A 23,257-nucleotide genomic window follows, 5' to 3' on the forward strand; every position below is an offset into this window, starting at 1 on the left:
ACCGGTGCGGGTCACCCAGCTCTCGTTGACCGACTTTCGCAACTATGCGAGGGCCGAAGTCAGTTTCTTCCCAGGCCCAAACCTCATCGTCGGGCGCAACGGGCAGGGCAAGACCAACCTGGTCGAAGCGCTCGGCTTTCTCAGCACACTGGGTTCCCACCGAGTCTCCACTGACAAAGCCATGATTCGGGCCGGTCATGATTCGGGCATCATTCGGGCCAGGCTCGAATACAACGGCCGGGATATCCTCGCCGAGGTGCAGCTGAACCGTACAGGACAGAACCGGGCGCAGGTCAATCGGTCAGTCATCAAGACCCGCGATCTTCCACGCTACTTTTCGAGTGTGGTCTTTGCTCCGGAGGACCTCTCCCTCGTGCGCGGTGATCCCTCTGGTCGACGCAAATTTCTCGATCAGCTCCTGGTGTTGCGCAGCCCCCGACTCGCCGCGGTGCTCAGCGACTACGACCGGGTGCTCAAACAGCGCAATACCCTGCTGAAATCGGCTCGGGCATCCGGGATGCGCGGCAACCAGCTGTCGACACTCGATATCTGGGACGAACGTTTGGTGGAGTTCGGTTCGGAGATCATCGACGAGCGTGCAAAGCTTGTGCAGCAGCTCGGTGAACCGCTGCGAGCGGCTTATCGGGCCGTCGTGAATGAAGATCATGGTCCGGCGCTGGTCGCCAGCCTGAGCATTCTGGGTGCTGACGAAGACGCCGATCCCGGCGCGATGGCGGCCCTCAGCTCGCCGACAGCAGTGAGCTCGGTAGAGCCTTCCACCCAGGAGATCTTTCGAACGGCGCTGACCGGACTACGTAAACGCGAGCTGGACAGGGGTGTCACTCTCGCTGGTCCGCACCGGGATGATCTGGTCTTCATGCTCAACGCCCTGCCCGCCAAGGGCTACGCCAGCCATGGAGAATCGTGGTCGTTCGCGCTGTCGTTGAAACTCGCATCCGCCCAGTTGTTGCGCCAGGATTCGGCCAGTGGCGACCCGGTACTGATTCTCGATGATGTTTTTGCCGAGCTTGATCTGCACCGCCGGTCCCGGTTGGCCGCTGCGATCGGGTCATTCGAACAGGTTTTGATCACGGCCGCCGTGCTCGAAGATGTTCCGGCGGCCCTCGTGGCGCACACGATTCACATTCACGCCGGAGCGGTCATTGATGGCTGACCATGATGTTCCACGTGAAACGCAGGAGAACGACGATCCGGCGGAATCCAATACCAGTGAAGCGGCACAGGTCTACTTGCGTTTCAAGAGTATTTTCGGCGATCCGAACGCTCGGCGCTCGCGCGGCCGGAAACGCAGTGCGCCGGTCGCTGGCTCGAGCGTTCCCTTTGGAATCGGGCGCGACCCGCGCGGTCTCGGTGACACAATCAACTCGCTCACCATGCAGCTCGGGTGGAATTCACCGTTGGCTCAATCCGAACTTCTCGCGTCGTGGACGGAGTTGGCCGGCGAAGAAACCGCCAATCATTCCACCCCGGCCGGCATCGACGATGGCGTGCTCACCGTGCACTGTGAATCCACCGCCTGGGCCACCCAATTGCGGCTGATGCGCAACGTGATCATGGAACACATTGCAAATCGCTACCCGGACGCAGGCATTCAATCGATTCGTTTTCAGGGCCCCAACGCTCCGTCTTGGAAAAAGGGTCCCAGATCAATTCCAGGGCGTGGTCCGCGCGATACCTACGGGTGACCCAGCAATTATGGTCAACCCGATGAACAAAACGCGTCCAACGGCGATTATGGCCGGTTCATCTCCCCCCGTTTGGTAGACTTAGGGGTCGCCCGTGCGATGGTCAGGAGCCTAATTTCAGATGACAGTTGAACCGACGCCCGAACGCACGTCCCCAGATACGTCCCCAATCATTTCCCGGCAAGAAGTGGAGTCGGAGCGGGAGCCGGCACACGAGTACGGCGCCGACGACATCCAGGTGCTTGAAGGTCTGGAAGCCGTACGCAAGCGACCGGGGATGTACATCGGTTCTACCGGACCACGCGGATTGCATCACCTCGTCTATGAGATCGTCGACAACTCCGTCGATGAGGCTCTTGCGGGGCACTGCGACACCATTGACATTCGTATCTTGGCCGACGGTGCGATTCGCGTCGAGGACAATGGCCGCGGAATTCCGGTTGACATTCATAAAGCCGAAGGACGCTCGACCGTCGAGGTCGTTCTGACCGTGCTGCACGCCGGCGGAAAATTCGGCGGGGGTGGTTATTCCGTCTCCGGTGGACTGCACGGCGTCGGCAGTTCCGTGGTCAACGCCCTGTCGAGTCGCCTCGAGGTCGAGGTTCGTCGTCAAGGGTTCATTTGGCGTCAGAGTTTCGCGAACGGTGTTCCGAATGCTCCCCTGGAACAGGGCGAAGCGAACGATGAAACCGGCACGACCATCACGTTCTGGCCGAGTTCCGAAACCTTCGAAACGATCGATTTCGACTACGAAACCCTGCGCGCACGGTTTCAGCAGATGGGCTTCCTCAATAAGGGGCTGCGCCTCACCCTCACCGATGAGCGTGAAGCCAACCGTACCGACGACGGCAAGGCCGTCAGCAACACCTTCAAGTACGACCAGGGACTCGTCGACTACGTCCAATACCTGAACCGCGCCAAGAAGGCCGACCTGGTCAACGATGAGATCATCTCGTTCGAATGGGAAGACCACGAACGCAAGATGGCGCTCGAAGTCGCCATGCAGTGGACCACCGCATACACCGAGAGCGTGCACACCTACGCAAACACGATCAACACCCACGAGGGTGGTACCCACGAGGAGGGTTTTCGCGCCGCGCTCACCACACTCGTCAACAAGTACGCCCGCGAGAAGGGCATCCTGAAAGAAAAGGATGACAACCTCACCGGTGACGACGTGCGCGAGGGACTGACCGCGGTCGTCTCGATCAAACTCGCCGAACCGCAGTTCGAAGGCCAGACCAAGACCAAGCTCGGCAACACCGAGGCGAAGTCTTTCGTGCAAAAGGTCGCCAACGACCAGCTCACCGACTGGTTCAACCGCAACCCGATCCCGGCCCGCGAAATCATCCGCAAGTCCCTGCAGGCTTCGAACGCTCGAATGGCAGCCCGTAAGGCCCGCGAAACCGCGCGCCGCAAGGGACTGCTCGAGGGTGGTGGCATGCCGGGCAAGCTCAAGGACTGCCAGAGCAAGGACCCGTCGCTGTCCGAGATTTTCATCGTGGAGGGTGACTCGGCCGGCGGCTCTGCCGTGCAGGGTCGTAACCCCGAATTCCAGGCCATCCTGCCCCTTCGCGGCAAGATCCTCAACGTGGAGAAGGCTCGTCTCGACCGTGCCCTCGGCAACGCCGAGGTTCAGGCGATGATCACGGCCTTCGGCGCGGGCATGGGGGAAGAATTCAACCCCGACAAGGTGCGCTACCACAAGATCGTTTTGATGGCTGACGCCGATGTCGACGGCCAGCACATCACCACCCTGCTGTTGACCCTGCTGTTTCGCTACATGCGACCGCTGATCGACCTCGGCTATGTGTACCTGGCCCAACCGCCGCTGTACCGTCTCAAATGGAGCAACTCTGCGCACCAGTACGTGTACTCCGACGCCGAGCGTGATGCGCTTCTGGCCGATGGTGTCACCGCCGGCAAGCGCATCCCGAAAGATAACGGGATCCAGCGCTACAAGGGCCTCGGTGAGATGGACTACAAGGAACTGTGGGAAACCACCATGGCCCCCGAATCCCGCACCCTGCTGCAGGTCACCCTGGACGACGCGGCATCCGCCGACGAAATCTTCTCCACCCTGATGGGTGAAGACGTCGAATCACGACGCAACTTCATCCAGAAAAACGCGAAGGACGTGCGTTTCCTTGACATCTGACGACACCACGGGCAACTCCGAATCGATCACCCCCGAAGTGACGGCCGCACATGCGGCTGCTGCGGCTGCCCACCTCGTGCAGCACGGCAGGATCGATCAGGTCGATCTGCAGCTGGAAATGCAGCGCTCCTATCTCGACTATGCGATGAGCGTCATCGTCGGACGAGCGTTGCCGGACGTGCGTGACGGCATGAAGCCGGTGCACCGTCGCGTGATCTACGCCATGTTCGACGGTGGCTACCGCCCAGACAAGGCGTTCTCCAAGTGCGCCCGCGTCGTCGGCGACGTGATGGGCCAGTTCCACCCGCACGGTGACTCCTCGATCTATGACGCGCTCGTGCGTCTCGTTCAGCCCTGGAGCCTGCGGTATCCGCTCGCCCTCGGCCAGGGAAACTTTGGTTCCCCCGGCAACGACGGTGCTGCTGCCCCGCGATACACCGAAACGAAAATGGCCCCGCTGGCCCTGGAAATGGTGCGGGACATCGACGAGGACACCGTCGATTTTCAGGACAATTATGACGGTCGCACCCTCGAGCCGACCGTGCTGCCGGCCCGATTTCCAAACCTGCTGGTCAACGGCTCGGTGGGTATCGCCGTCGGTATGGCCACCAACATTCCGCCGCACAACCTGCGCGAAGTCGCCGCGGGCGCCCAGTGGTATCTGCAAAACCCCGGGGCCAGCCGCGAGGAACTACTCGAAGCGCTGATTGCGCGCATCAAGGGCCCTGACTTTCCCACCGGCGCACAGATTCTAGGCGTCAAGGGAATCCAGGACGCCTACCGCACTGGTCGCGGCTCCATCACGATGCGGGCCGTGGTCAGCATCGAAGAGATTCAGGGTCGCACCTGCCTCGTGATCACCGAGCTGCCTTACCAGGTGAATCCCGACAACCTCGCGATCAAGATCGCCGACCTGGTCAAGGACGCCAAGATCACCGGTATCGCGGACATTCGCGATGAGACCAGTGGCCGAACCGGCCAGCGCCTCGTGATCGTGCTCAAACGCGACGCCGTAGCCAAGGTCGTGCTGAACAACCTGTACAAGCACACCCAGCTGCAGGAAAACTTCGGCGCCAACATGCTCGCCATCGTCGACGGCGTGCCGCGCACGCTCGCGCTCGACGGCTTCATCTCGGCCTGGGTCGCACACCAGATCGAGGTCATTGTCAGGCGCACCCAGTTCCGTCTGAACAAGGCCGAAGCTGACGCGCACATTTTGCGTGGCTATCTCAAGGCGCTCGACGCCCTCGACGAGGTGATCGCGCTCATCCGTCGGTCGAACACGGTCGACGACGCCCGCGAGGGCCTGATGGCCCTGCTCGTCGTGGACAAACTGCAGGCCGATGCCATCCTCACCATGCAGCTGCGTCGCCTCGCCGCCCTCGAGCGTCAGAAGATCATCGACCAGGCCGCCGAACTCGAACTGCAGATCGCGGAATTCAAGTCGATTCTGGCCAGCCCCGAACGCCAGCGAACGATCATCAGCGAGGAACTCGCCGAGATCACCGGGAAGTTCGGCGACGACCGCCGTACCGAGATCATGTTCGGTTTCGACGGCGACATGTCCGTCGAAGATCTCATCCCCGAAGAGGAGATGGTGGTTACCGTCACCCGCGGCGGGTACATCAAACGCACCCGTAGCGACAACTATCGCAACCAGCACCGCGGGGGTAAGGGCGTCAAGGGGGCTCAGCTGCGGGCCGATGACGTGGTCGAACACTTCTTCGTCACCACGACGCACCACTGGCTGCTGTTCTTCACCAACACCGGCCGGGTTTACCGCGCCAAGGCCTATGAAGCGCAGGAATCCGGTCGTGACGCCAAGGGGCAGCACGTCGCCAACCTGCTCGCCCTGCAGCCGGGTGAAGAAATCGCCCAAATCCTTGACATTCGCGACTACGACGTCGCTCAGTATCTGACCCTCGCCACGCGTGACGGCCTGATCAAGAAGACCGCGCTTCGCGAATACGACACCAACCGCACCGGCGGCATCATCGCCATCAAGTTGCGCGAGGGCGATGAACTCGTCTCCGCACTTCTGGTCGAAGATGATTCCGACCTTCTGCTGGTCTCACGCAAAGGCATGTCGATTCGCTTCACCGCGACCGACGAAGCGCTGCGACCGATGGGGCGCAGCACCTCCGGTGTGATCGGAATGCACTTCCGCGGAGAGGACACTCTGCTGGACGCCTCCGTTATCAATGACGACGGATTCGTCTTCGTGGTGACCGAGGGCGGGTACGCCAAGCGCACCGCCGCCGACCAGTACCGGTTGCAGAATCGCGGCGGCCTGGGCATCAAGGTGGCCAAGCTGAACGACGGCCGTGGCGATTTGGTGGGCTCGTTGATCGTGAACTCCGAGGATGAAGTTCTGGTGGTCCTTGCCAGCGGCAAGGTGGTGCGCTCTGACGTCGCGGAGGTTCCGGCCAAGGGTCGGGACACTATGGGTGTTGTGTTCGCCAAGTTTGCTGATGAAGACAGAATCATTTCCATCGCGAAAAATATCGAACGTAATCTGGTCGCCACCGACGAAGACGGGGTTGTGGACACCGGCGCACCAGCCGGCACCATGGACACCAGTGCTGCAGACGGCGCTGCTTCCGTACGTGATCCAGGGAAAGTAGACTCACCGAATGAGTAGCGTCGCCGAAAAACTCGCCAAGAAGTCCACACGCAAGGCCCCGAGCAAGCAGGTTCGACTGAAGCTGGTCTACGTCGACTTCTGGTCGAGCGTGAAATTGTCGTTCCTGGTGGCGGTCTGCCTCGCGGTCGTCACGATCGTGGCGACCTTCCTCACTTACACGGTTCTCCTTCAGACCGAGGTATTGAGCAAGGTTGACGCGCTGTATGCCACTGTGGCGGCAGAATCGGGCGACCTGTCCGCCATCCTCTCCATCGGTAATGTCATGGGCTTCGCCGTCGTTGTGGCCGTGCTGAACGTGGTCGTCATCACCGCTCTCGGCGCGATCTACGCCGTGTTGTACAACCTGAGCGTGAAAATTACCGGCGGACTGCTCGTTGGTTTCACCAACAACTAGACCCACAACCGGCTTTTCACGCACGATCGAGGGCTGTTTCTGCCCGGAGACAGCCCTCGCAGCCCGAAATTTCGCAAACTTCTCCGTATGGAGGATCACTCGATTTCAGGATCCGGCCAGATTCCGGTAGTCTTCAATCTGCCCAAGAGGGGGATATAGCTCAGTTGGTTAGAGCGCTTCACTGATAATGAAGAGGTCCCAGGTTCAAATCCCGGTATCCCCACGCAGCACCAGATTCATTCCGATCCCAGCGTCCGCGCTGATGTCGGGCCTGAGAAATTGGGGCCATAGCTCAATTGGTAGAGCGCCTGCTTTGCAAGCAGGAGGTCCGGGGTTCGATTCCCCGTGGCTCCACAGCTGAGGTGAAAAGGCCCGTCCTCGGACGGGTCTTTTTATGTACCCGCACTCGGTCCCGGCGCAGGTGGCCCACCGCGCATTCCGTGGCTGAGCGCTTGTACAGCCCTCAACAGGCCCCTGTCGGCCGCAACGGGCGTCGACGCAGAAGGACCCGCATCCGGTGGATGCGGGTCCTTCACGAGCTGCTGACCGTTCTGGGCTAGTCTTCCTGGACTGTGGTCGGTTCAACTTCGTCGTCGGAGACCCAGAGTTCATCGTCGGCGCGGAACGTCTGCCAGACGGCATAGGCGACGCCGACAGCGGCAACCACGGCGAGGCCGAAAGCGAAATATGTTCCAGCTCCCGCACCCTTCGGTTCGACGACAACCGGCCTCTGCAAGCGGATGCGACCCAGCGCGGCACGCACACGGGCGTCGCGGGCAATATCGCCCACGGACATGACCGTGCCGATGGCGGTGCCGATGCCGGGAAGAACGTCGTGGACGACGCGGCGGCGAACACCGTCGGCGGCTTCCTGCGTGGCGTTCACGCTCGAGCGGAGATAATGGTCATAGCCCTCGCGGACACGTGGAGCCACCTCTTCGCGGGCGAGGATGCCGGCCTGGTGACCAGCCTGACGAGCGAGAACGTTCGCCCGCTCCAATACTTCTTGTTGGTGGCTCCATAATTCGTCTGCGCTTTTGCGCAGCCGAGCGAGCTCCTTGCGGCGCTTGCGTGACAGGCTCATCTGGACCCTCCATCGATGTCGTGTGGCGAATGTTTATCTATCTTGCCACTGAGTGCCTATCTTGCCACTGAATCGGCGACTTACCAGCGAATGCACTGGGAGCGAGGGTCGGCATTCAGAGTGGCTTGAGATTGCTGTGCAAGAATCGGGGTATGTCTAAGCACACCGCTGTCGCCACCCTGAACACCACCCTCGGACCGATCAAGGTCAACCTCTTCGGCAATCACGCTCCGAAAACGGTGAAAAACTTCGTCGGCCTCGCGACCGGCGAGCTCGAGTGGAAGCACCCCGCCACGGGAGTCGCGTCCACCACGCCGCTCTACGACGGCACGATCTTCCACCGCATCATCAAAGACTTCATGATTCAGGCTGGCGACCCGCTCGGCCAGGGAACCGGTGGTCCCGGCTACCAGTTCGATGACGAAATCAGCCCCGACCTCGACTTCACGCAGCCCTACGTACTCGCCATGGCGAACGCGGGCATTCAAGGCGGCCACGGCACGAACGGTTCGCAGTTCTTCATCACCGTCGTCCCGACGACCTGGCTGCAGGGCAAGCACACCATTTTCGGTGCCGTCGAAGACGAGGACAGCCGCGCGATCGTCGCCAAGCTCGCTACCGTCGCTACCGACGGGCGCGACCGTCCCCTCGAAGACGTCTCCATCCTGAGCGTTTCCGTCGAGTCCATCTAACCAGCACCCTCCCACAGAGAATGAGTAATCTGCCGACCTCGGCGGCGAATTTTTGTTTCCGCCATCCGGGGCGGCAGAGCTTCATTCTGTGTCAGCGATGTGGACGCACCATCTGCGCCGAGTGCCAGACCCAGGCCGCCGTCGGAGTCATCTGCCCCGAGTGCCTGCGTGAGCAGCGCAAAAACGCTCCCCGGACGAAGCCGGCGATTCTCACCCGGTTGACCGGCAGCGGACAGCCCACGGTCACATATTCCATTATTGGAATAACCTTGGCCGTATATCTGCTGCAATTCGTTTTCGGTGATCGAATCACCAACCTGCTGTTGTACGCAGGAGTCTTCTCGCAGCCGGACAGCTTTCAGCCCTGGCGCATGCTGACAACCGCGCTCGCGCACGGCTCTATCTTTCACGTCCTACTGAATATGTACACGCTGTGGATCTTCGGCCAGCTTCTCGAACAGTTGCTCGGTCGCGGTCGCTATCTCGCGCTCTATCTGCTGAGCGCACTGGCTGGTTCACTGGGGGTACTGTTTCTGGCGGATCCCTTCACACCCGTCGTGGGGGCATCCGGTGCCATCTTCGGTCTGATGGGCGCGTTCCTGGTGATTCAGCGTCGGCTGGGCGGTAATGCCACACAGCTTCTCGTGCTGGTCGGCATCAACCTCGTCATCGGCTTCATCCCCGGGTTGCAAATCGCCTGGCAGGCCCACATCGGCGGAATCATCGGCGGCGCCGTGCTCGGTCTGATCTTCGTGCAGACGCGACGCATCCGGCAGAAGTCCGTGCAGGTCGGTCTGATCGGCGCGTTAGCAGCCGTGCTGGTTCTTCTGAGCTTCGCGCGTTTCTTCGTCAGCTAGCGGTCGAGGCTGCCGAGGGTGGAAAGTTATCCACAGGGCTATCCACATGGGGATAATTACACCGGTGTCATTACCCGTGTTGATGCCCGCTGGTAACCGGACGGCAACGGATCGATGAGTGTCAGGCCATCAGCCGGTGCCAGCTTGGGGCCGCTGGATCAGCGCCAGCGCGTGGTCATCAGAAAGCCGATGAAGGCAATCCCGAAGCCGACCAGAATGTTCATGGCTCCCAGACCCGCGATGGGCAACTGGCTGCCACTGATGTAGAACACGATGATCCAGGCCAGCCCCAGAAGCATGAAACCGAACATGACCGGCTTGAACCAGACGGCATTGGGCGTGTCTTCGTTCGAGCGGGCAACTTCGATGCGGGCGGGCCGGGTGCGGGGATTCTTACGTGCCATCCTGTGATCCTAGCGTCTTCGCCTGTTTTAGTGGATTTGAGGCGGGGGCTGAGGTCAGTCATATCGGTACACTTGGATCATGTGTCCACCGGCAGATGACCTCACCGAGATCGTCATCAGGCGCCCGCGCCGCGCGAAGTCGGGCAAGTTCACGCTCGCTCCGGCCGCTGCCAAGGTCTTCGCAGTGCCGTATGTGCCACGTTTCGGCGCTGACTACCACCGCACCATTGCCGAGGGCACCGGCCGCGACGTCTTGAACAGCAACCAACTGGGCATTGGACACGACGCGGGGACGCAAATGCCGGGCGAGGTCGGCAACTTCGCCGTAGCCGCCCACCGCAGCGCCTTCGGCGGTGGCATGCACCTGATCAACGAACTTCAGCTCGGCGACGCCATCTACGTGCAAACCGTTGATGGCTACTACACGTACCGGTACCGCGATACCGAGTACGTGGCACCATCACAGGTGCAGGTGCTGGCCTCCCTTCCGAATAATCCCGACGCCACCCCGGTTCACCGTATTATCACCCTGACCAGCTGCAACCCGCTGTATTCCACTGCGGAACGCATCATCGCCTACGGCGTGCTTGAATCGTGGCAGCCACTCTCGGCCGGCGCTCCCGCCGAGCTGGCACCCATCATCGCAGCCCAGGCTTAGGAGGCTCCCATGTACGCAGCACTGTGGCGTATTCTTCCCGGACCAATCGGGGTGCGCATCATTCTTGTCCTGATCCTCGTGGCGGCCGTTCTCGCCGTTCTCGCCACCTGGGTGTACCCATGGATGGACGGCATTCTCAACAACCAGGAAGCGACGGTCGGCGGCGCATGACCCGTATTCTCGTTATCGACAACTACGACAGCTTTGTGTACACCCTCAACGGGTATCTGATGGAGCTGGGCGCTGACACCGACGTCGTGCGCAACGACTCGTTCGAGAAAGCGGATGCGCCCGCCCGCCTTGCCGAATACGACGGCGTGCTGGTCTCTCCGGGTCCGGGCAAACCCTCCGATGCCGGCGTCTCCATTGCCGTCGTTGAGGCGGCACTCGCCGCCGACGTGCCCCTGTTCGGCGTGTGCCTCGGCCACCAAGCCATCGCTGAGGCCTTCGGGGCTACCGTGACCAATGCTGAAGAACTCATGCATGGCAAGACATCACTGATCAGCCACGATGGCAGCGACCTCTATGACGGAGTGCCGCAACCATTCACGGCGACCCGGTATCACTCACTTGCCGTCGTCGCGTCGACCGTTCCGAGTGACCTCATCGTGACGTCGCGCACGCAGGGCGGCGTCATCATGGGACTGCGACATGCCTCAGCTCCCATTCTCGGGGTGCAGTTTCACCCGGAGTCAGTACTGACCGAGGGCGGTTACCTCATGCTCGGCAACTGGCTGACCCTGACCGGGCTCGAGGGTGCGCAGGAGACCGCGAAGACGCTGCACCCGCTTCTGCGCCTGAGCTAGCCACACCCGATCTCACGACGTGGGGCCGACGAACGTGGGGCTACGAGCCGGCGCAGTAGGTGAGAGTGATCTCGGAGCGCTGGGGAACGTCGCCGGGCGCGAGCGACTGCGCCTTGATTGGGGAACCGGACTCCTGGGCGCAGGTATAGTCTGCCTCGGAGACGGGCACAAGGCTGTCGCTGCCGACCAGGTCGATCGCGGCGACGAGGGACTGTCCGGTCAGATCCGCGAGGGTGACGACCCCGCTCGACACGGTGTAGTTGACGGTGGCACCCGCGACCTCGGCCGCTGATGCCGCCGGGTCGGTGCGCATGACCACGTCGGTGGCCACGGTCGCAGAGTTCTCTGCGGTGACTGACCCGGAAACAAAACCGAGTGCTTCGATTGCGGCCTGCGCATCCGCTATTGCCTGATTGGTGACATCGGGAACGACCGCGGTCACCGGACCGGTCGAAACGAAGACCTTGATGACGTCCGAGGGATTGACGATGGTGTCGGCCGGGGGGTCGGTTCGAATGATCTGATCGGCGGGCACCGTGGTACTCGACTCTTCGGAACGCGTGGCCGCGAGATCAAGGTCGAGGAGTGTGTTCTGGGCCTCATCGTAGGTCTGGCCGGTGAGTGACGGCACCTGGCGGGAGCTGGCGGGCAGTTCCATCGAGGGTTGCAGGTTCGCGACCCAGATCATGACCGCCACGACTATGACCACGACGCAGACGATGCCAGCCCACACCCAGATCACCGGAGGACGCCGCTGCGTGCGCACCATCGTCTGATCCTCGGAGAGCTGTTTGAGGGCGAGCGCTGAACCGGTGATGGCCGTGGGCGCAGCTCCGAACAGGCCGGCACCGACTTCTTCACCGACATGGTGGTTGGGAATCTGACCCGATCCGGCGGTCTCGACATCGTTGCGAAACTCGACGGCGCTCTGGTACCGGGCAAATCGGTCCTTGGCCAGGGCGTGCAACACGACCGAGTCCAGGGCCGGCGATACCTTTGGGTTGACCGTAGACGGCTTGACCGGCGTCTCACTGACGTGCTGGTAGGCGACGGCCACGGGGGTGTCCCCACGAAACGGTGGACGCCCGGTGAGCATCTCGAACAGCACGACACCGGCCGAATACAGGTCGGTGCGCGCATCTACGGACTCGCCCTTGGCCTGCTCAGGGGAGAAATAGGCTGCGGTGCCGAGAATCGCCGTGGTCTGAGCTACGGTCGTGGCCGAGCCGGAGATGGCGCGGGCGATGCCGAAATCCATCACCTTCACCTGGCCGGCCTTAGTGATCATGATGTTGCCGGGCTTGATGTCGCGGTGCACGACGCCAGCCCGGTGCGAATACTCGAGCGCGGTCAGAATGCCATCAATGATGCGCACAGCCTCGGCGGCCTCGATCGGGCCTTCCTGAATAATGTCTTTGAGCAGCCGACCGTCGACGTGCTCCATGATGATGAACGGAATCTGGGAGTCGTGACCGGCCGCGTCGGGAACGGTCTCCTCGCCGGCATCGAACACCCGGACGATCGTCGGGTGGGCCATGCGAGCGGCGGCCTGCGCCTCCTGGCGGAAGCGCGTACGAAACGCCGGGTCGGCGGCCAGGGTCGACTTCAGTAGCTTGATCGCTACCGTGCGGCCGAGCCGCGAATCGGTGCCGATGTGCACGTCGGACATGCCGCCACGGCCGAGCAGGGCGCCGACGCGATAGCGGCCCGCGATCAAACGGCCAGATTCAGGCACTAAAGCACTCCCCCATAATCAAACACGGTGTTCGGGTTGGACACGGTGAGCGCTACTTTACCTCACGGCGCTGGGGAGCTACTCCCCAGCGCCGGGGTCTCCAGTTACCAGAACGGTTGCCGTGGGAGAGTACTCCGAGCTGACCTGACCACAGAAATAGCGAAACTTGACTCTGAACTCTTCAGTTCCGGCGGTGATGGTGGCCGTTGTCGTTTTAGCGTCGGTCGGGTTGGCCGAGGTGATGACGGCCGCTCCACCCTCGGTGGCGATCTCATAACCGGCCAGGGTCTGGCCGGTCGGGCACGTCTGTGCATTCCAGCTCACCGTGACCGTGCCGGCCGGGGCGGCCGGTGACGGCGCTGCGGTTGGGGCCGACGTCGGCGCGCTCGGCGTGGCAACCGGCCCATAGACCGTGAGTGTCACCGTCGCGCCGGCCGGAACCGGTCCGGTGGGGTTGACCCGGTAGACCTTGTCGGCGTCAACACCGGTCGCGGCCGCATTACCGGTGACAATGTCGGAGACAAATCCCATCTCGACGAGCTTGGCGGCGGCATCCGAGCTGAGCAGGCCAACGAAGTCGGCCGGGTCGACCGAGGTATTGGCGGGGGTCGGTGATGGCGTCGGACTGGGCGTTGGTGTGGGCGACGGTGTGCGCGACGGTGTCGGTGAGGCCGCGGGCGTCGCCGACGTCTGCACCGGCGACGGAGTGTCGTTGTTCTGGCTGACCAGGGCGAAGAGCGTGCCGGCGAGCACGATCACGAGCAGCACGACGAGCGCGATGAGAGGCCAGGTCCACTTACTGGTCTTCTTCTTCTCCGCCTGGGCGGCGGCAGTGGATGCCCGCGTGACGGGGACACCGGTCGCCGGAAGGATGGTCGTGGCCTGGTCGTTGCCGGCGCCGGCGCCGGGCATGAGCATGGTGGCGCTCGTGGCCGTGAGACCACCCAGTAGTGACGGTACGGCCACGGCCGCTGCGGCCACGTCACCGCGACGCAGAGCGGATGCCGCGCGCGCCAGGTGAGCCGCCGAGGCCGGACGGTCGGCCGGGTTCTTGGCGAGGCAGGCAAAGACGAGGTTGCGCACCGGTTCGGACACGGTTACCGGCAGATCGGGCGCGATCTCATTGATCTGCGCCATGGCGATGGCCACCTGCGACTCACCCGTGAACGGACGTCGGCCGGCGAGTGACTCGTACGCGACGATGCCGATGGAGTAGATGTCGGTGGTCGGTGATGCTGGGTGTCCGCTGGCCTGCTCGGGCGAGAGGTACTGCACGGTACCCATGACCTGGCCGGTCGCGGTGAGCGGCACCTGGTCGGCGATGCGGGCGATGCCGAAGTCGGTGATCTTCACCCGGCCCTCGGGCGTGATGAGCAGGTTGCCGGGCTTGATGTCGCGATGCACGAGACCCGCGGCGTGGGCGGCGTGCAGCGCGGCCGAGGTCTGCGCGACGATGTCGAGCACCTTGTCGGCCGGCAATACGTGTTCGCGTTCAAGAATGGTGGACAGGGCTTCGCCGGGAACGAGTTCCATGACGAGGAAGGCGCTGCCGTCTTCTTCGCCGTAGTCAAAGACATTTGCAATGCCCTCGTGGTTGACGAGCGCGGCGTGGCGGGCTTCGGCGCGGAAACGCTCCAGAAAACCGGGGTCGCCGAGGTACTCGTCTTTCAAGATCTTGATCGCGACGCTTCGTCCGATGACAAGGTCGGTGGACTTCCACACCTCACCCATACCGCCAATCGCAATGCGCGACTGCAGCTCGTATCGTCCCCCGAAGGTGAGCCCTGCTGTGGGTCTCATTTGTTAAGCACCGCCTCTAGTACCTCTTTTGCGACAGGTGCGGCAAGTTTGTTGCCGAACCCGGTTTGTCCCATTCCCCCGCCGTCCTCAATGAGAACGGTAATGGCAAATTGAGGGTCATTCGCCGGCGCGAAACCGGTGAACCACAATGTGAATGGATCGGTTGATCCGTTCTGCGCTGTGCCTGTTTTTCCCGACACGTCGACCCCGTCTATTCTTGCATTGCTTGCGGCGCCATCCTGAACGCCGTTGATCATCATCGCGGTGAGTGTCGCGGCCGTTTCTTTGCTCATCACGCGGTCAAGTTCGACCGGCTCAAAGGTTTGGATGGCGCTGAGGTTGGGCGCGAGAATCTTCTGCACCACGTTGGGCGCCATCACGACACCGCCGTTGGCGATGGCACCGCTGACCATGGCCATCTGGAGCGGGGTTGCCCGAACGTCGAACTGGCCGAACGCCGACTGCGCCGTCTGTGGATCGTTGAGCCCGCGCGGGTATGTGCTCTCGGCGACCTTCATCGGAATGCTGTAGTTGCTGTTGAAACCGAATTTCTCGGCCGTCTCACGAATGGCCGTGTCGCCAAGCTCGAGGCCGAGTTCAGCGAACGGAATGTTGCAGGAGAGTCGCAGAGCGGTGGCGAGGGTGACCGTCTCGCCGGCACCACAGGTTCCTTCGCTGGAGTTTTTGATCTCACTCGTCGTGCCGGGCGCCGTGAAGACGGAAGGGTTCGGGAAGGTGCTCTCCGGGGTGTACTTGCCCGATTCGAGCGCGGCCGTAGTGACGACGAGCTTGAATACCGAGCCGGGAGGGTTGAGCGAATTAATCGCACGGTTGATCAACGGGTCTTTCTCGTCGGCCAGCAGGGCGTCGTAGCTCGAGGTGACCTCGGCGTTGTTGTGCACGGTGAGCAGGTTCGGGTTGAAGCTCGGTTTGGAGACCATGGCCAGGATGCGGCCCGTTGCCGGCTCGGTGACGACCACCGAACCGGTGTAATCACCGAGGGCATCCCAGGCGGCCTGTTGGGCTATGGGATCGATGGTGACCTCGACGGCGGCACCCTTGGGATCCTGGCCGGTGACCAGGGCGCCGATCTTGTCGAAGAACTGCGAGTTGGAGTTGCCCGTGAGTTCGGCATTGAGAGCGAATTCGAGTCCGGTCGGTTCGCCGTTGATCGGGATATACCCGGTGATCGGCGCGTAGAGCTCGGGGTTGGTATAGGTACGCAGAAACTTGAAATCATCGTCGGCCGGCATGGACTGTGCGATCGGTTCGCCAGCGACGAGGATGGCGCCACGCTCGACCTGGTAGCTATCGAACAACGTGCGGGTGTTGCGCGGGTCGGCCGATAGATTGTCGGCCTGAAAGGCCTGCACGATCGACGTAGAGCTGAGCAGGGCAACGAACATCAGCATCACGACGATGCTGACGCGTTTGAGTTCGCGGTTCACTAGACCACCAGCCTGGGTTGATTGCGCACGGTGTCGGAGAGCCGCAGCAATAGCGCCGCGATGATCCAGTTGGCCACGAGCGAGGAACCGCCGGCGGCTAGAAATGGGGTGGTCAGGCCGGTCAGGGGAATGACCCGGGTGACACCGCCGATGACGATGAAGCACTGCAGGGCCACGACGAAGGCGAGACCGACAGCGAGGAGCTTGCCGAAGTCATCCTGACCGGCGAAGCCGATGCGAAAGCCGCGCGCCACGAACAGCAGGTACAGGGCGAGGATGGCAAAGACACCAGCGAGCCCGAGTTCCTCGCCAAGGCTCGCGATAATGTAGTCGCTCTGCGGGACCGGAGTGAGTTCGGGGCGTCCCTGGCCCCAGCCGGTACCGAGCAGACCGCCTTTGGCCAGTCCGAACAGGCCCTGCACGAGCTGGAAACTACCGCCGCGCGCTTCGTAGACATCCGAATTCAGCGCATCCAGCCAGTTGTTGAAACGACCATTGACGTAGTCGAGGGTCTGGCTCGCCAGCAGGGCGCCGCCGAGGAACAGGCCCATGCCCATGATGACCCAGCTGAGACGGCCGGTGGCGAGGTAGAGCATGACCAGGAACAGGCCGAAGTAGAGCAGGGCGGTTCCGAGATCGCGCTGGAAGATGATGACCGACATCGACATGGCCCAGACCGAGAGGATCGGGCCGAGGTCGCGAAAGCGGGGAAAGCGTGCGCCGAGAAACTTCTTGCCGACCATCGAGAGACTGTCGCGGTTGCGCACGAGATAGCCGGCGAAGAACACGGCAAGGGCGATTTTGGCGATTTCACCGGGCTGGAAGGTACCGAAGCTGCCAACGCGGATCCAGACCCGGGCCCCGCTGATCTCTTGGCCGAGGCCGGGAACGAGCGGCAGAAAGAGCAGAATCACACCGACGAGGCCGGCGATGTAGGTGTACCGAAACAGCACGCGGTGGTTGCGGATGACCAGCAACACGGTGATAGCGCTGAAAATCGCCAGGGCACTCCACACGGTCTGTCGCACGGCGGCGCTGTCCCAGCCGCTCTGCTGGTCGGCGACGTCGATGCGGTAGATCATGGCGATACCGAGGCCGTTGAGCACCGTAGCGATCGGCAGAATGAACGGGTCAGCGTCGCGGGCGACGAACCGCAGTACGACGTGCAGACTGATCACCAGAACCGACAGGCCAGCGCCGAGCAGCACGAGGGATGGGTCGAGTTTGCCGAGCGCGCCCAGTTGCACGAGCACGACCGCGCTCGCGTTGATGAAGCAGGCGATCAGCAGCAGGAACAGTTCGAGGTTGCGCAGCTTCTGCGGAAGGTGCAGGCGACCCACCGGTTCACTGGCCGGCGCCTGGCCTGCCTGCTGAGCGGATGCTCTAGTCAACGATCACACCCTTCAGTCGCTTGACGATGGCCGTGGCGTCTGTGAGGGAGCCAGCGCTGATGGTCTGCTCCACCTGCTGCCGGTCGTAGACGCGCAGGTCGGAGAGGAGGAGACCGGTATCTTCATAGACGCTGGAGAGTTTGATCGGCCCGATGTCCTGCTGCACGCCCTGGTAGATGGCGACGGTGTTACCGTCGACGCCCACGAAATAACGGGTCTGAGTCCACTGGTAGCCGAGGACCGTGGTCGTGACCAGGCTGAGCACCAGCAGAATGACACCGATCAACCAGGTGGCCTTGCGGCGGCGGGCGCGGCGGGCATCCTCTTCGATGAGTTCGGAGAGGTAATCCTGCGAATCGGGCTCGAAGTGGGTTTCGCGCACCGGGTGCAGGCGCAGGGCCGGAATGCGCAAGGAGCGGTTGCGACCGGGTTCCTCACCGAACGCGAGCGGATTCGCGGCGGAGCCGACGATGACCGGGCTGTCGGTGCGGGCGACATCGTCGCCGACGTCGACGATGACCACGGTCACGTTGTCGGGAGCGCCACCGTCGAGGCTCTCTTTGACCAACAGGTCGGCGACATCCTGGGCGTTGGCACCGCTCGCGAGGGCGGAGGTCATTGCGGTGTGTGAGACGACGCCGGTGAGGCCGTCGGAGCAGAGCAGCCAGCGGTCGCCGGCGATCGTGGCCAGGATGGACGTGTCGATTTCCGGGCTCGCCTCGACGTCGCCGAGCACGCGCATGAGCACCGAGCGGCGCGGATGCACCATGGCTTCAGCCTCGGTGATGCGACCGCTATCGACCAGACGCTGCACGAAGGTGTGGTCGATGGTGATCTGGGAGAGTTCATTGTCGCGCAGCAGATAGATGCGTGAGTCGCCGATGTGGGCGATCGCGACCTCGCCTTCGAGAACGACGATGGCGCTGACGGTCGTGCCCATGCCGGTCAGTTCGGCGTGTTCGAACACCGTCTCGGCCAGCTGGGCGTTAGCGCCGATGAGGGCGGCCTGCAGGGCGAATTCGGCGTCCTGGGCGCTGGCATAGTGCTGGTCGGCCTCGATGATGCGCTTTGTGGCGATCGACGACGCCACATCGCCGCCGGCGTGACCACCCATGCCGTCGGCGACCACAAATAGGGAGCGTCCGGCGTAGCCGGAGTCCTGATTGTTGGAGCGAATCTTGCCGACGTGAGACGCGGCTGCGCTATGACTGACCGTCGCCATGACCTACCGCCGAAGCTCGAAGCTGGTGGCGCCGATCTTCACGGTGGCGTTCAGGGGAATTTTTGTCGGCACGGTGACGCGAGAACCGGCCAGGAATGTGCCATTGGTGGAGTCGAGGTCTTGCAGCATCCACTCGTCGTTCCAGAGCATGAGGCGGGCGTGGTGCGTGGAAGTGTAGTCATCGCGGATGACCAGGCTGGAGTCGCTCGATCGGCCGATGGTGATCGTCTCGGTGCCCAGCGGAAACTCGGAGCCGGCCTTCGGCCCGCTCGTGATGACCAAGCGGGTGGTGTTCTGGCTCGTAGCCATTCCAGCGTCGTCGATCGGGCTGGCGCGCGAGGCCGTGGCCGTGAAGGGTGCGGCAGTCGGAGCGACGGGCGGGGCTGGCGCGGGAGCAGCGGATGCCGGGAACGCGGCGGCGGGCGCGGCGGCGGCCTCCGAATTCATCTTGCGCACGCGCTGACCGAACAGGTCGCTGCGCAGGGCGTAGACAATGCCGAAGATGAACATCCAGAGTAGGAGCAGAAAGCCGATGCGCAGCACCAGCAGGGTTAGTTCGCTGACGTTCATGCGCCCGGCCCCCAGAATCCGCCCATGTCGTGGCGTTCGGTGGCCGGGTCGGCTGGCGGCGGGACCGCAGGGGTATCTCGCGACGCTTGGGCCAGCACGCGGAACACGATGCGGGTGCGACCGATGGTGATGGTTGAGTCGGGCTCGAGGATGGCCTGGGTGACCGGGGCGCCGTTGAGTTGGGAGCCGTTGGTCGAGCCGAGGTCGCGCACCTGCGCTCGGGCACCGTCCCAGAGGATTTCAACGTGGCGGCGGGATGTGCCGGTGTCGTCGATGGTGATGTCGGCGTCGGAGCCGCGACCGATCACGGTGCGGGCCTTGACCAGCGGGTGGCGAGTGCCGTTGATGTCAACTACCGGGGTCCAGGCGACGGTGCTCGTGACCGAGCTGGAGTCGATCTGCACCATCCCCTCACTGAGGCTGCTGTCGTCTTGCAGTGTGATGGCGATGCCGCCGGTGAATTGGTAGCGCTGTTCGGTGCCGTGTTTTTGCAGCAGGGCGGTGAGCTCGTCGATGAGCGTGACGCCGAGCGCGTTCATGCGGGCGTAGTCGGTGTGGGACATGCGCACCGTGAAGCGATTGGGCGCGAGGATGCGATCCCGCGCTACAACAGCGGCCTTGGTGTCGAGCTCACGACGCAGCGCGGAGGTTATTTCCACCGGCTGCAAGCCCGATCGAAAGGTCTTGGCAAAAGCGCCGTTGACGGCGCGTTCCAAGCCCTTTTCAAAGTTATCCAGTATGCCCACAGGTCTCCCGATCCGGTCCGTTTGGCTATGAGCATGTTACTTGTCTCGGGTGACAACCCACCTTCAGGGCGCAAACGGCACGAACCGCCATACTACCTGTGGAGCTTCCATCACTGAATTCCACGCCCATTGTGGGCATTCCTTGGGACTTTTTTACTGTGGGCATGGCCGCTCACGGGTATCCGCTGTCGGCGCGCCAGCTGTCGGTGCGCGCGCCAGTTAGAGCGGGCGCGGCCACCGGTAAGTGGCGCGCTAAGGCTGGATGCGGCCGGCGTGATCGCGCGACGCGCCGTCGAATGGCGCTGACCCCCCTCACAGTGTTAGCATGCCTAAGTTCGCGCGAGTGGCGGAATTGGCAGACGCGCTGGCTTCAGGTGCCAGTGTTCGAAAGGACGTAGGGGTTCAAGTCCCCTCTCGCGCACTGTGGGTGTTTCAGGAAATTGAGTATTCGTTTGCATGAAATCCAAGCGAACGGGCCGGTTGAGTAGAAATACTCGGCCGGCCTTCGCCTTTTAAGGGCCTTGCCCTTCACGATCACGTTCTGGCTGCCGGGGTGGGCGTGCGGAGTCTCTTGTTCCTCTTCGACCTACCGCCGGGACCCGCGCTATGGGATCCTCATCTCATAAAGAAAAGTCATCGCCCGGCAGCAACTCGGCGAAATACGTCGCGGCGTCGAGCTCCGAGGTTCGATGCAACCGAAACAGATTTCCATGTCGCGTTTCAGCGCATCCGCTCACAGGCGCGACCATGGAGAGTCGAAAGACTACGTACGCGCCGCATTGTCCTGGCCTGAGACTCACGGCCGCCGCACGGTGAATGGTCGGCGCGTGCTCGAGCTCGAGATGCGCAAGGCGGCAAGGGTCTCGGCGTGCGCAAGTTCACGAGCCACGACGAGCTCGCCGCGTACGTGGCCTCTGACGCGTACGTGGCGTCTGACGAGTTCGTGGAGCCGCACGATGGCATCACGCTGATTCAGGAATACATCCAGGCTGCGCAACTGCAACGCGGTCGTGGAGGCCGAGGCCCCTCATTCGGCTCAACGCGCCCTGGCTCGGTACCGCAACGGCCTCAGCGTCGACCCCGGTATGTGACCTACCGCGTCTATGAAGGACACACCATGGCGGGGTGGGCAAGTAGCCTTACGAAGACGCCACGGCCCCCCGGTCGGGCGAGAACGGATCGCGATGACGACGGGTGCCTCCCGGCGCAGTGCCTTCTGGCTGCGTTCTGTGCAGTTGGTATGGATTGTGCCCGCCCTGCTCGTTGCGCTGGCACTGGTTGTGCTCGCGGCGAATGGAATTCGCGGCCTTCCGCCGGTCGAATCGTTCACGCGCAGTTATCCCGGTGTCTCGACGCACCTCGCCGCCACCCCGGTGGGAATACCGGCCTGGCTGGCCTGGCAACACGGCCTCAATGCCTTCTTCATTCTGTTCGTCATTCGTACCGGCTGGCAGGTGCGCACGACCAAACGCCCGTCCATTTTCTGGACACGCAAGAACACGGGGTTGTTCCGCACGAAGAATCCCCCGATTCGAATCACTCTCAATCTCTGGCAGCACATCGTCTTTGACACCCTCTGGGTCGTCAACGGCGTCCTGTTTTACGTTCTGCTGTTCTCCACTGGACAATGGCTGCGCCTCGTACCGCTCAACTGGGACGTCTTCCCGAACGCGGTGTCGGCCGGACTGCAATATGCCTCGCTCGACTGGCCGACCGACAACGGGTGGGTGTACTACAACGCACTGCAGCTGCTCAGCTACTTCGTGGTCGTGTTCATCGCGGCACCGATCGCGCTCGGGACGGGCCTGCGCATGTCACCGGGACTGTCTGCGCGGTTTCGGCGGCTCGACCACCTCTTTCCCTTGCCGGTTGCACGCAAACTGCACTTTGCGGTGCTGATTTTCTTCGTGGCGTTCATCGTCGTGCACGTGACGCTCGTGCTCACGACCGGCGCCCGCGCCAACCTCAACCACATGTACGCGGCGCGCAATGACGACGGCTGGACCGGGGTGTGGATCCTTGTCGGTTCGATCCTGTTCACGGCCGCGATCTGGGTTGGGGCGCGCCCGAACGTGGTCCGTGCCATCGCGGCGCGCAGCGGGCGAATCATCCACCGCCAGCGCTAAACGGCCGGGGTCGTGGCGTCGAGAACGTCCCGGCTCAGGAGGACCGCGCCGGCCACCGCGGCCGGCATCACGAAGACGGCCGCGCCCGGAATCAGGAACAAAAGATAGGTGAGCACGCCGAACCCGAGGCTGCGGGCGCGTTTGGCACGCAGCATCCGTTGTCGCTGGGTGAGGGTGAAGCCGCGAGCGTCGAAGGCGAAGCCGGTGAGTTCGAGGGTGAGGATCCAGCCGCCGAATATTGCCCCGAGAACGAGCGCGGTCAGCTGGCCGAGCGCGGGAACCAGGCCAAAGAGCAGCAGCATGATCGCGCCCAGCAGGGCGAGGATCATCAGCCGCGAGGCATCAGCCAGGGAGCGCAGAATGCCGCGCAGCAGACCGCGCTGCGGTTCCGTCGGCGCGTCGCCGAGAGTGGTCTCCGTCGCCCGCCAGATGCGCTCATAAAAGGGATCGCCGACCAGCAGGGTCACGGCCACAAAGGTATAGGCCAATAGAAGGACGCCGCCGGCCACGACGGCGGCGCCGGCCACGACTCGCATTCCCGTGCGCCACGGCTCGTCCCAGCCACTCGCGAAGGGGCTGATGGCGGCTGCGATCGTCTCCAGGTTGACCAGCAGTACGACGATGCCAGCAATATAGGCACTGCCGACGATGAGGGCGGGCAGGGCACCGAGCAGCATGAGGCGCGGCGAGGTGCTCCACATTTTGAGGCCGCGACCGAGAAAACCGGCCCCGGCGAAGAACTCGCGCGCGGCGGTGGGGCGGGCTGAAGACGAGTCCGGTGGCACCCACACACCCTAGTCCGCTCACGTGCGAGCG

At 62.9% G+C, this 23,257-nt stretch carries 21 protein-coding genes and 3 tRNA genes; 14 read left to right on the plus strand and 10 right to left on the minus strand.

Annotated features, from left to right (window positions below; translation table 11 throughout):
* The first annotated feature begins 4 nt into the window (after positions 1-4).
* The 7 genes from recF (at position 5) to E3N85_RS01420 (ending at position 7,256) form a co-directional block, all read left to right on the plus strand.
* Positions 5-1,174, plus strand: coding sequence for a DNA replication/repair protein RecF (gene recF / locus E3N85_RS01390; RefSeq protein WP_134458639.1), 1,170 nt, complete (start codon positions 5-7; stop codon positions 1,172-1,174).
* Positions 1,167-1,706: a DUF721 domain-containing protein gene (locus E3N85_RS01395; protein ID WP_134458641.1), complete on the plus strand. Its 540-nt coding sequence runs from the start codon at positions 1,167-1,169 to the stop codon at positions 1,704-1,706. The genes recF and E3N85_RS01395 overlap by 8 nt, the downstream gene beginning before the upstream one ends.
* A gap of 121 nt (positions 1,707-1,827) precedes the next feature.
* Positions 1,828-3,864, plus strand: coding sequence for a DNA topoisomerase (ATP-hydrolyzing) subunit B (gene gyrB, locus E3N85_RS01400; protein WP_134458643.1), 2,037 nt, complete (start codon positions 1,828-1,830; stop codon positions 3,862-3,864).
* 25 nt (positions 3,865-3,889) lie between these two features.
* Complete coding sequence (gyrA, locus tag E3N85_RS01405; protein WP_370288966.1) at positions 3,890-6,505, plus strand: DNA gyrase subunit A; 2,616 nt, start codon at positions 3,890-3,892, stop codon at positions 6,503-6,505.
* Positions 6,498-6,902, plus strand: a complete 405-nt coding sequence (locus E3N85_RS01410; RefSeq protein WP_134458647.1) for a DUF3566 domain-containing protein — start codon at positions 6,498-6,500, stop codon at positions 6,900-6,902. The genes gyrA and E3N85_RS01410 overlap by 8 nt, the downstream gene beginning before the upstream one ends.
* Positions 6,903-7,051: 149 nt before the next feature.
* Positions 7,052-7,125: transfer RNA gene (locus E3N85_RS01415), tRNA-Ile, on the plus strand.
* 58 nt (positions 7,126-7,183) lie between these two features.
* Positions 7,184-7,256, plus strand: a tRNA-Ala gene (locus E3N85_RS01420).
* Positions 7,257-7,458: 202 nt separating this feature from the next.
* Here the strand turns inward: E3N85_RS01420 and E3N85_RS01425 are convergent.
* The gene (locus E3N85_RS01425) at positions 7,459-7,986 is read right to left on the minus strand and encodes a hypothetical protein (RefSeq protein ID WP_134458649.1); all 528 of its coding nucleotides are present in this window, start codon (positions 7,984-7,986) and stop codon (positions 7,459-7,461) included.
* A gap of 152 nt (positions 7,987-8,138) precedes the next feature.
* On the opposite strand from E3N85_RS01425, the gene E3N85_RS01430 reads away from it, so the two are divergent.
* Entirely contained in the window at positions 8,139-8,678 is a 540-nt protein-coding gene (locus E3N85_RS01430; RefSeq protein ID WP_134458651.1) for a peptidylprolyl isomerase, read from the plus strand.
* Between the two features lie 20 nt (positions 8,679-8,698).
* Complete coding sequence (locus tag E3N85_RS01435; protein WP_134458653.1) at positions 8,699-9,535, plus strand: rhomboid family intramembrane serine protease; 837 nt, start codon at positions 8,699-8,701, stop codon at positions 9,533-9,535.
* A gap of 158 nt (positions 9,536-9,693) precedes the next feature.
* On the opposite strand, the gene E3N85_RS01440 is transcribed toward E3N85_RS01435, so the two are convergent.
* Entirely contained in the window at positions 9,694-9,939 is a 246-nt protein-coding gene (locus E3N85_RS01440; RefSeq protein ID WP_134458655.1) for a cell division protein CrgA, read from the minus strand.
* A 79-nt stretch (positions 9,940-10,018) separates the two neighbouring features.
* On the opposite strand from E3N85_RS01440, the gene E3N85_RS01445 reads away from it, so the two are divergent.
* From E3N85_RS01445 to E3N85_RS01450, 3 genes are read left to right on the plus strand one after another with little or no spacing between them, the layout of a single operon-like run.
* Entirely contained in the window at positions 10,019-10,597 is a 579-nt protein-coding gene (locus E3N85_RS01445) for a class E sortase (RefSeq protein WP_134458657.1), read from the plus strand.
* 9 nt (positions 10,598-10,606) lie between these two features.
* Positions 10,607-10,768 (plus strand): hypothetical protein, encoded by a 162-nt coding sequence (locus E3N85_RS16155; RefSeq protein WP_166783821.1) that lies wholly within the window; start codon positions 10,607-10,609, stop codon positions 10,766-10,768.
* Positions 10,765-11,403: an aminodeoxychorismate/anthranilate synthase component II gene (locus E3N85_RS01450; RefSeq protein ID WP_134458659.1), complete on the plus strand. Its 639-nt coding sequence runs from the start codon at positions 10,765-10,767 to the stop codon at positions 11,401-11,403. The genes E3N85_RS16155 and E3N85_RS01450 overlap by 4 nt, the downstream gene beginning before the upstream one ends.
* 40 nt (positions 11,404-11,443) lie before the next feature.
* Here E3N85_RS01450 and pknB read toward each other — a convergent pair whose 3' ends face one another.
* From pknB to E3N85_RS01485, 7 genes are all read right to left on the minus strand, one after another.
* Positions 11,444-13,138 (minus strand): Stk1 family PASTA domain-containing Ser/Thr kinase, encoded by a 1,695-nt coding sequence (gene pknB / locus E3N85_RS01455; RefSeq protein WP_134458661.1) that lies wholly within the window; start codon positions 13,136-13,138, stop codon positions 11,444-11,446.
* Positions 13,139-13,216: 78 nt separating this feature from the next.
* Positions 13,217-14,938 (minus strand): serine/threonine-protein kinase, encoded by a 1,722-nt coding sequence (locus E3N85_RS01460; RefSeq protein ID WP_134458663.1) that lies wholly within the window; start codon positions 14,936-14,938, stop codon positions 13,217-13,219.
* Positions 14,935-16,386 carry a penicillin-binding protein 2 gene (locus E3N85_RS01465; protein ID WP_134458665.1) on the minus strand — a complete coding sequence of 484 codons (1,452 nt, stop codon included), beginning with the start codon at positions 16,384-16,386 and terminating at the stop codon, positions 14,935-14,937. Before E3N85_RS01465 ends, E3N85_RS01460 begins: the two co-directional genes overlap by 4 nt.
* A complete protein-coding gene (locus E3N85_RS01470; protein WP_134458667.1) occupies positions 16,386-17,777 on the minus strand; it encodes an FtsW/RodA/SpoVE family cell cycle protein in 1,392 nt (463 codons plus the stop codon). Before E3N85_RS01470 ends, E3N85_RS01465 begins: the two co-directional genes overlap by 1 nt.
* Entirely contained in the window at positions 17,770-18,999 is a 1,230-nt protein-coding gene (locus E3N85_RS01475; protein WP_134458669.1) for a PP2C family serine/threonine-protein phosphatase, read from the minus strand. Before E3N85_RS01475 ends, E3N85_RS01470 begins: the two co-directional genes overlap by 8 nt.
* Before the next feature lie 3 nt (positions 19,000-19,002).
* Positions 19,003-19,569, minus strand: a complete 567-nt coding sequence (locus tag E3N85_RS01480; protein WP_134458671.1) for an FHA domain-containing protein — start codon at positions 19,567-19,569, stop codon at positions 19,003-19,005.
* Positions 19,566-20,315, minus strand: coding sequence for a DUF3662 and FHA domain-containing protein (locus E3N85_RS01485; protein WP_134458673.1), 750 nt, complete (start codon positions 20,313-20,315; stop codon positions 19,566-19,568). The genes E3N85_RS01480 and E3N85_RS01485 overlap by 4 nt, the downstream gene beginning before the upstream one ends.
* Before the next feature lie 337 nt (positions 20,316-20,652).
* Between E3N85_RS01485 and E3N85_RS01490 the strand changes: the two genes are divergently transcribed.
* Positions 20,653-20,736: transfer RNA gene (locus E3N85_RS01490), tRNA-Leu, on the plus strand.
* Between the two features lie 763 nt (positions 20,737-21,499).
* A complete protein-coding gene (locus E3N85_RS01500; RefSeq protein ID WP_134458675.1) occupies positions 21,500-22,441 on the plus strand; it encodes a cytochrome b/b6 domain-containing protein in 942 nt (313 codons plus the stop codon).
* Here E3N85_RS01500 and E3N85_RS01505 read toward each other — a convergent pair.
* On the minus strand, positions 22,438-23,226 hold the full coding sequence (locus tag E3N85_RS01505; RefSeq protein WP_134458677.1) for an EI24 domain-containing protein: 789 nt from the start codon (positions 23,224-23,226) through the stop codon (positions 22,438-22,440). The two genes, E3N85_RS01500 and E3N85_RS01505, sit on opposite strands and share 4 nt — an antisense overlap.
* Positions 23,227-23,257: the final 31 nt, after the last annotated feature.

Source organism: Cryobacterium sp. Hz9, assembly GCF_004402825.1.
Lineage (GTDB): Bacteria > Actinomycetota > Actinomycetes > Actinomycetales > Microbacteriaceae > Cryobacterium > Cryobacterium gelidum.

Excerpts from the sequence above, each read along its gene's own strand:
- E3N85_RS01410 (WP_134458647.1), top strand. The coding sequence starts at position 6,498 with ATGAGTAGCGTCGCCGAAAAACTCGCCAAGAAGTCCACACGCAAGGCC.
- E3N85_RS01450 (WP_134458659.1), top strand. The coding sequence starts at position 10,765 with ATGACCCGTATTCTCGTTATCGACAACTACGACAGCTTTGTGTACACC.
- E3N85_RS01395 (WP_134458641.1), top strand. The coding sequence starts at position 1,167 with ATGGCTGACCATGATGTTCCACGTGAAACGCAGGAGAACGACGATCCG.
- E3N85_RS01460 (WP_134458663.1), bottom strand. The coding sequence starts at position 14,938 with ATGAGACCCACAGCAGGGCTCACCTTCGGGGGACGATACGAGCTGCAG.
- E3N85_RS01435 (WP_134458653.1), top strand. The coding sequence starts at position 8,699 with ATGAGTAATCTGCCGACCTCGGCGGCGAATTTTTGTTTCCGCCATCCG.
- gyrB (WP_134458643.1), top strand. The coding sequence starts at position 1,828 with ATGACAGTTGAACCGACGCCCGAACGCACGTCCCCAGATACGTCCCCA.
- E3N85_RS01445 (WP_134458657.1), top strand. The coding sequence starts at position 10,019 with ATGTGTCCACCGGCAGATGACCTCACCGAGATCGTCATCAGGCGCCCG.
- E3N85_RS01430 (WP_134458651.1), top strand. The coding sequence starts at position 8,139 with ATGTCTAAGCACACCGCTGTCGCCACCCTGAACACCACCCTCGGACCG.
- E3N85_RS01475 (WP_134458669.1), bottom strand. The coding sequence starts at position 18,999 with ATGGCGACGGTCAGTCATAGCGCAGCCGCGTCTCACGTCGGCAAGATT.
- E3N85_RS01480 (WP_134458671.1), bottom strand. The coding sequence starts at position 19,569 with ATGAACGTCAGCGAACTAACCCTGCTGGTGCTGCGCATCGGCTTTCTG.
- E3N85_RS01440 (WP_134458655.1), bottom strand. The coding sequence starts at position 9,939 with ATGGCACGTAAGAATCCCCGCACCCGGCCCGCCCGCATCGAAGTTGCC.
- E3N85_RS01500 (WP_134458675.1), top strand. The coding sequence starts at position 21,500 with ATGACGACGGGTGCCTCCCGGCGCAGTGCCTTCTGGCTGCGTTCTGTG.
- E3N85_RS01425 (WP_134458649.1), bottom strand. The coding sequence starts at position 7,986 with ATGAGCCTGTCACGCAAGCGCCGCAAGGAGCTCGCTCGGCTGCGCAAA.
- E3N85_RS16155 (WP_166783821.1), top strand. The coding sequence starts at position 10,607 with ATGTACGCAGCACTGTGGCGTATTCTTCCCGGACCAATCGGGGTGCGC.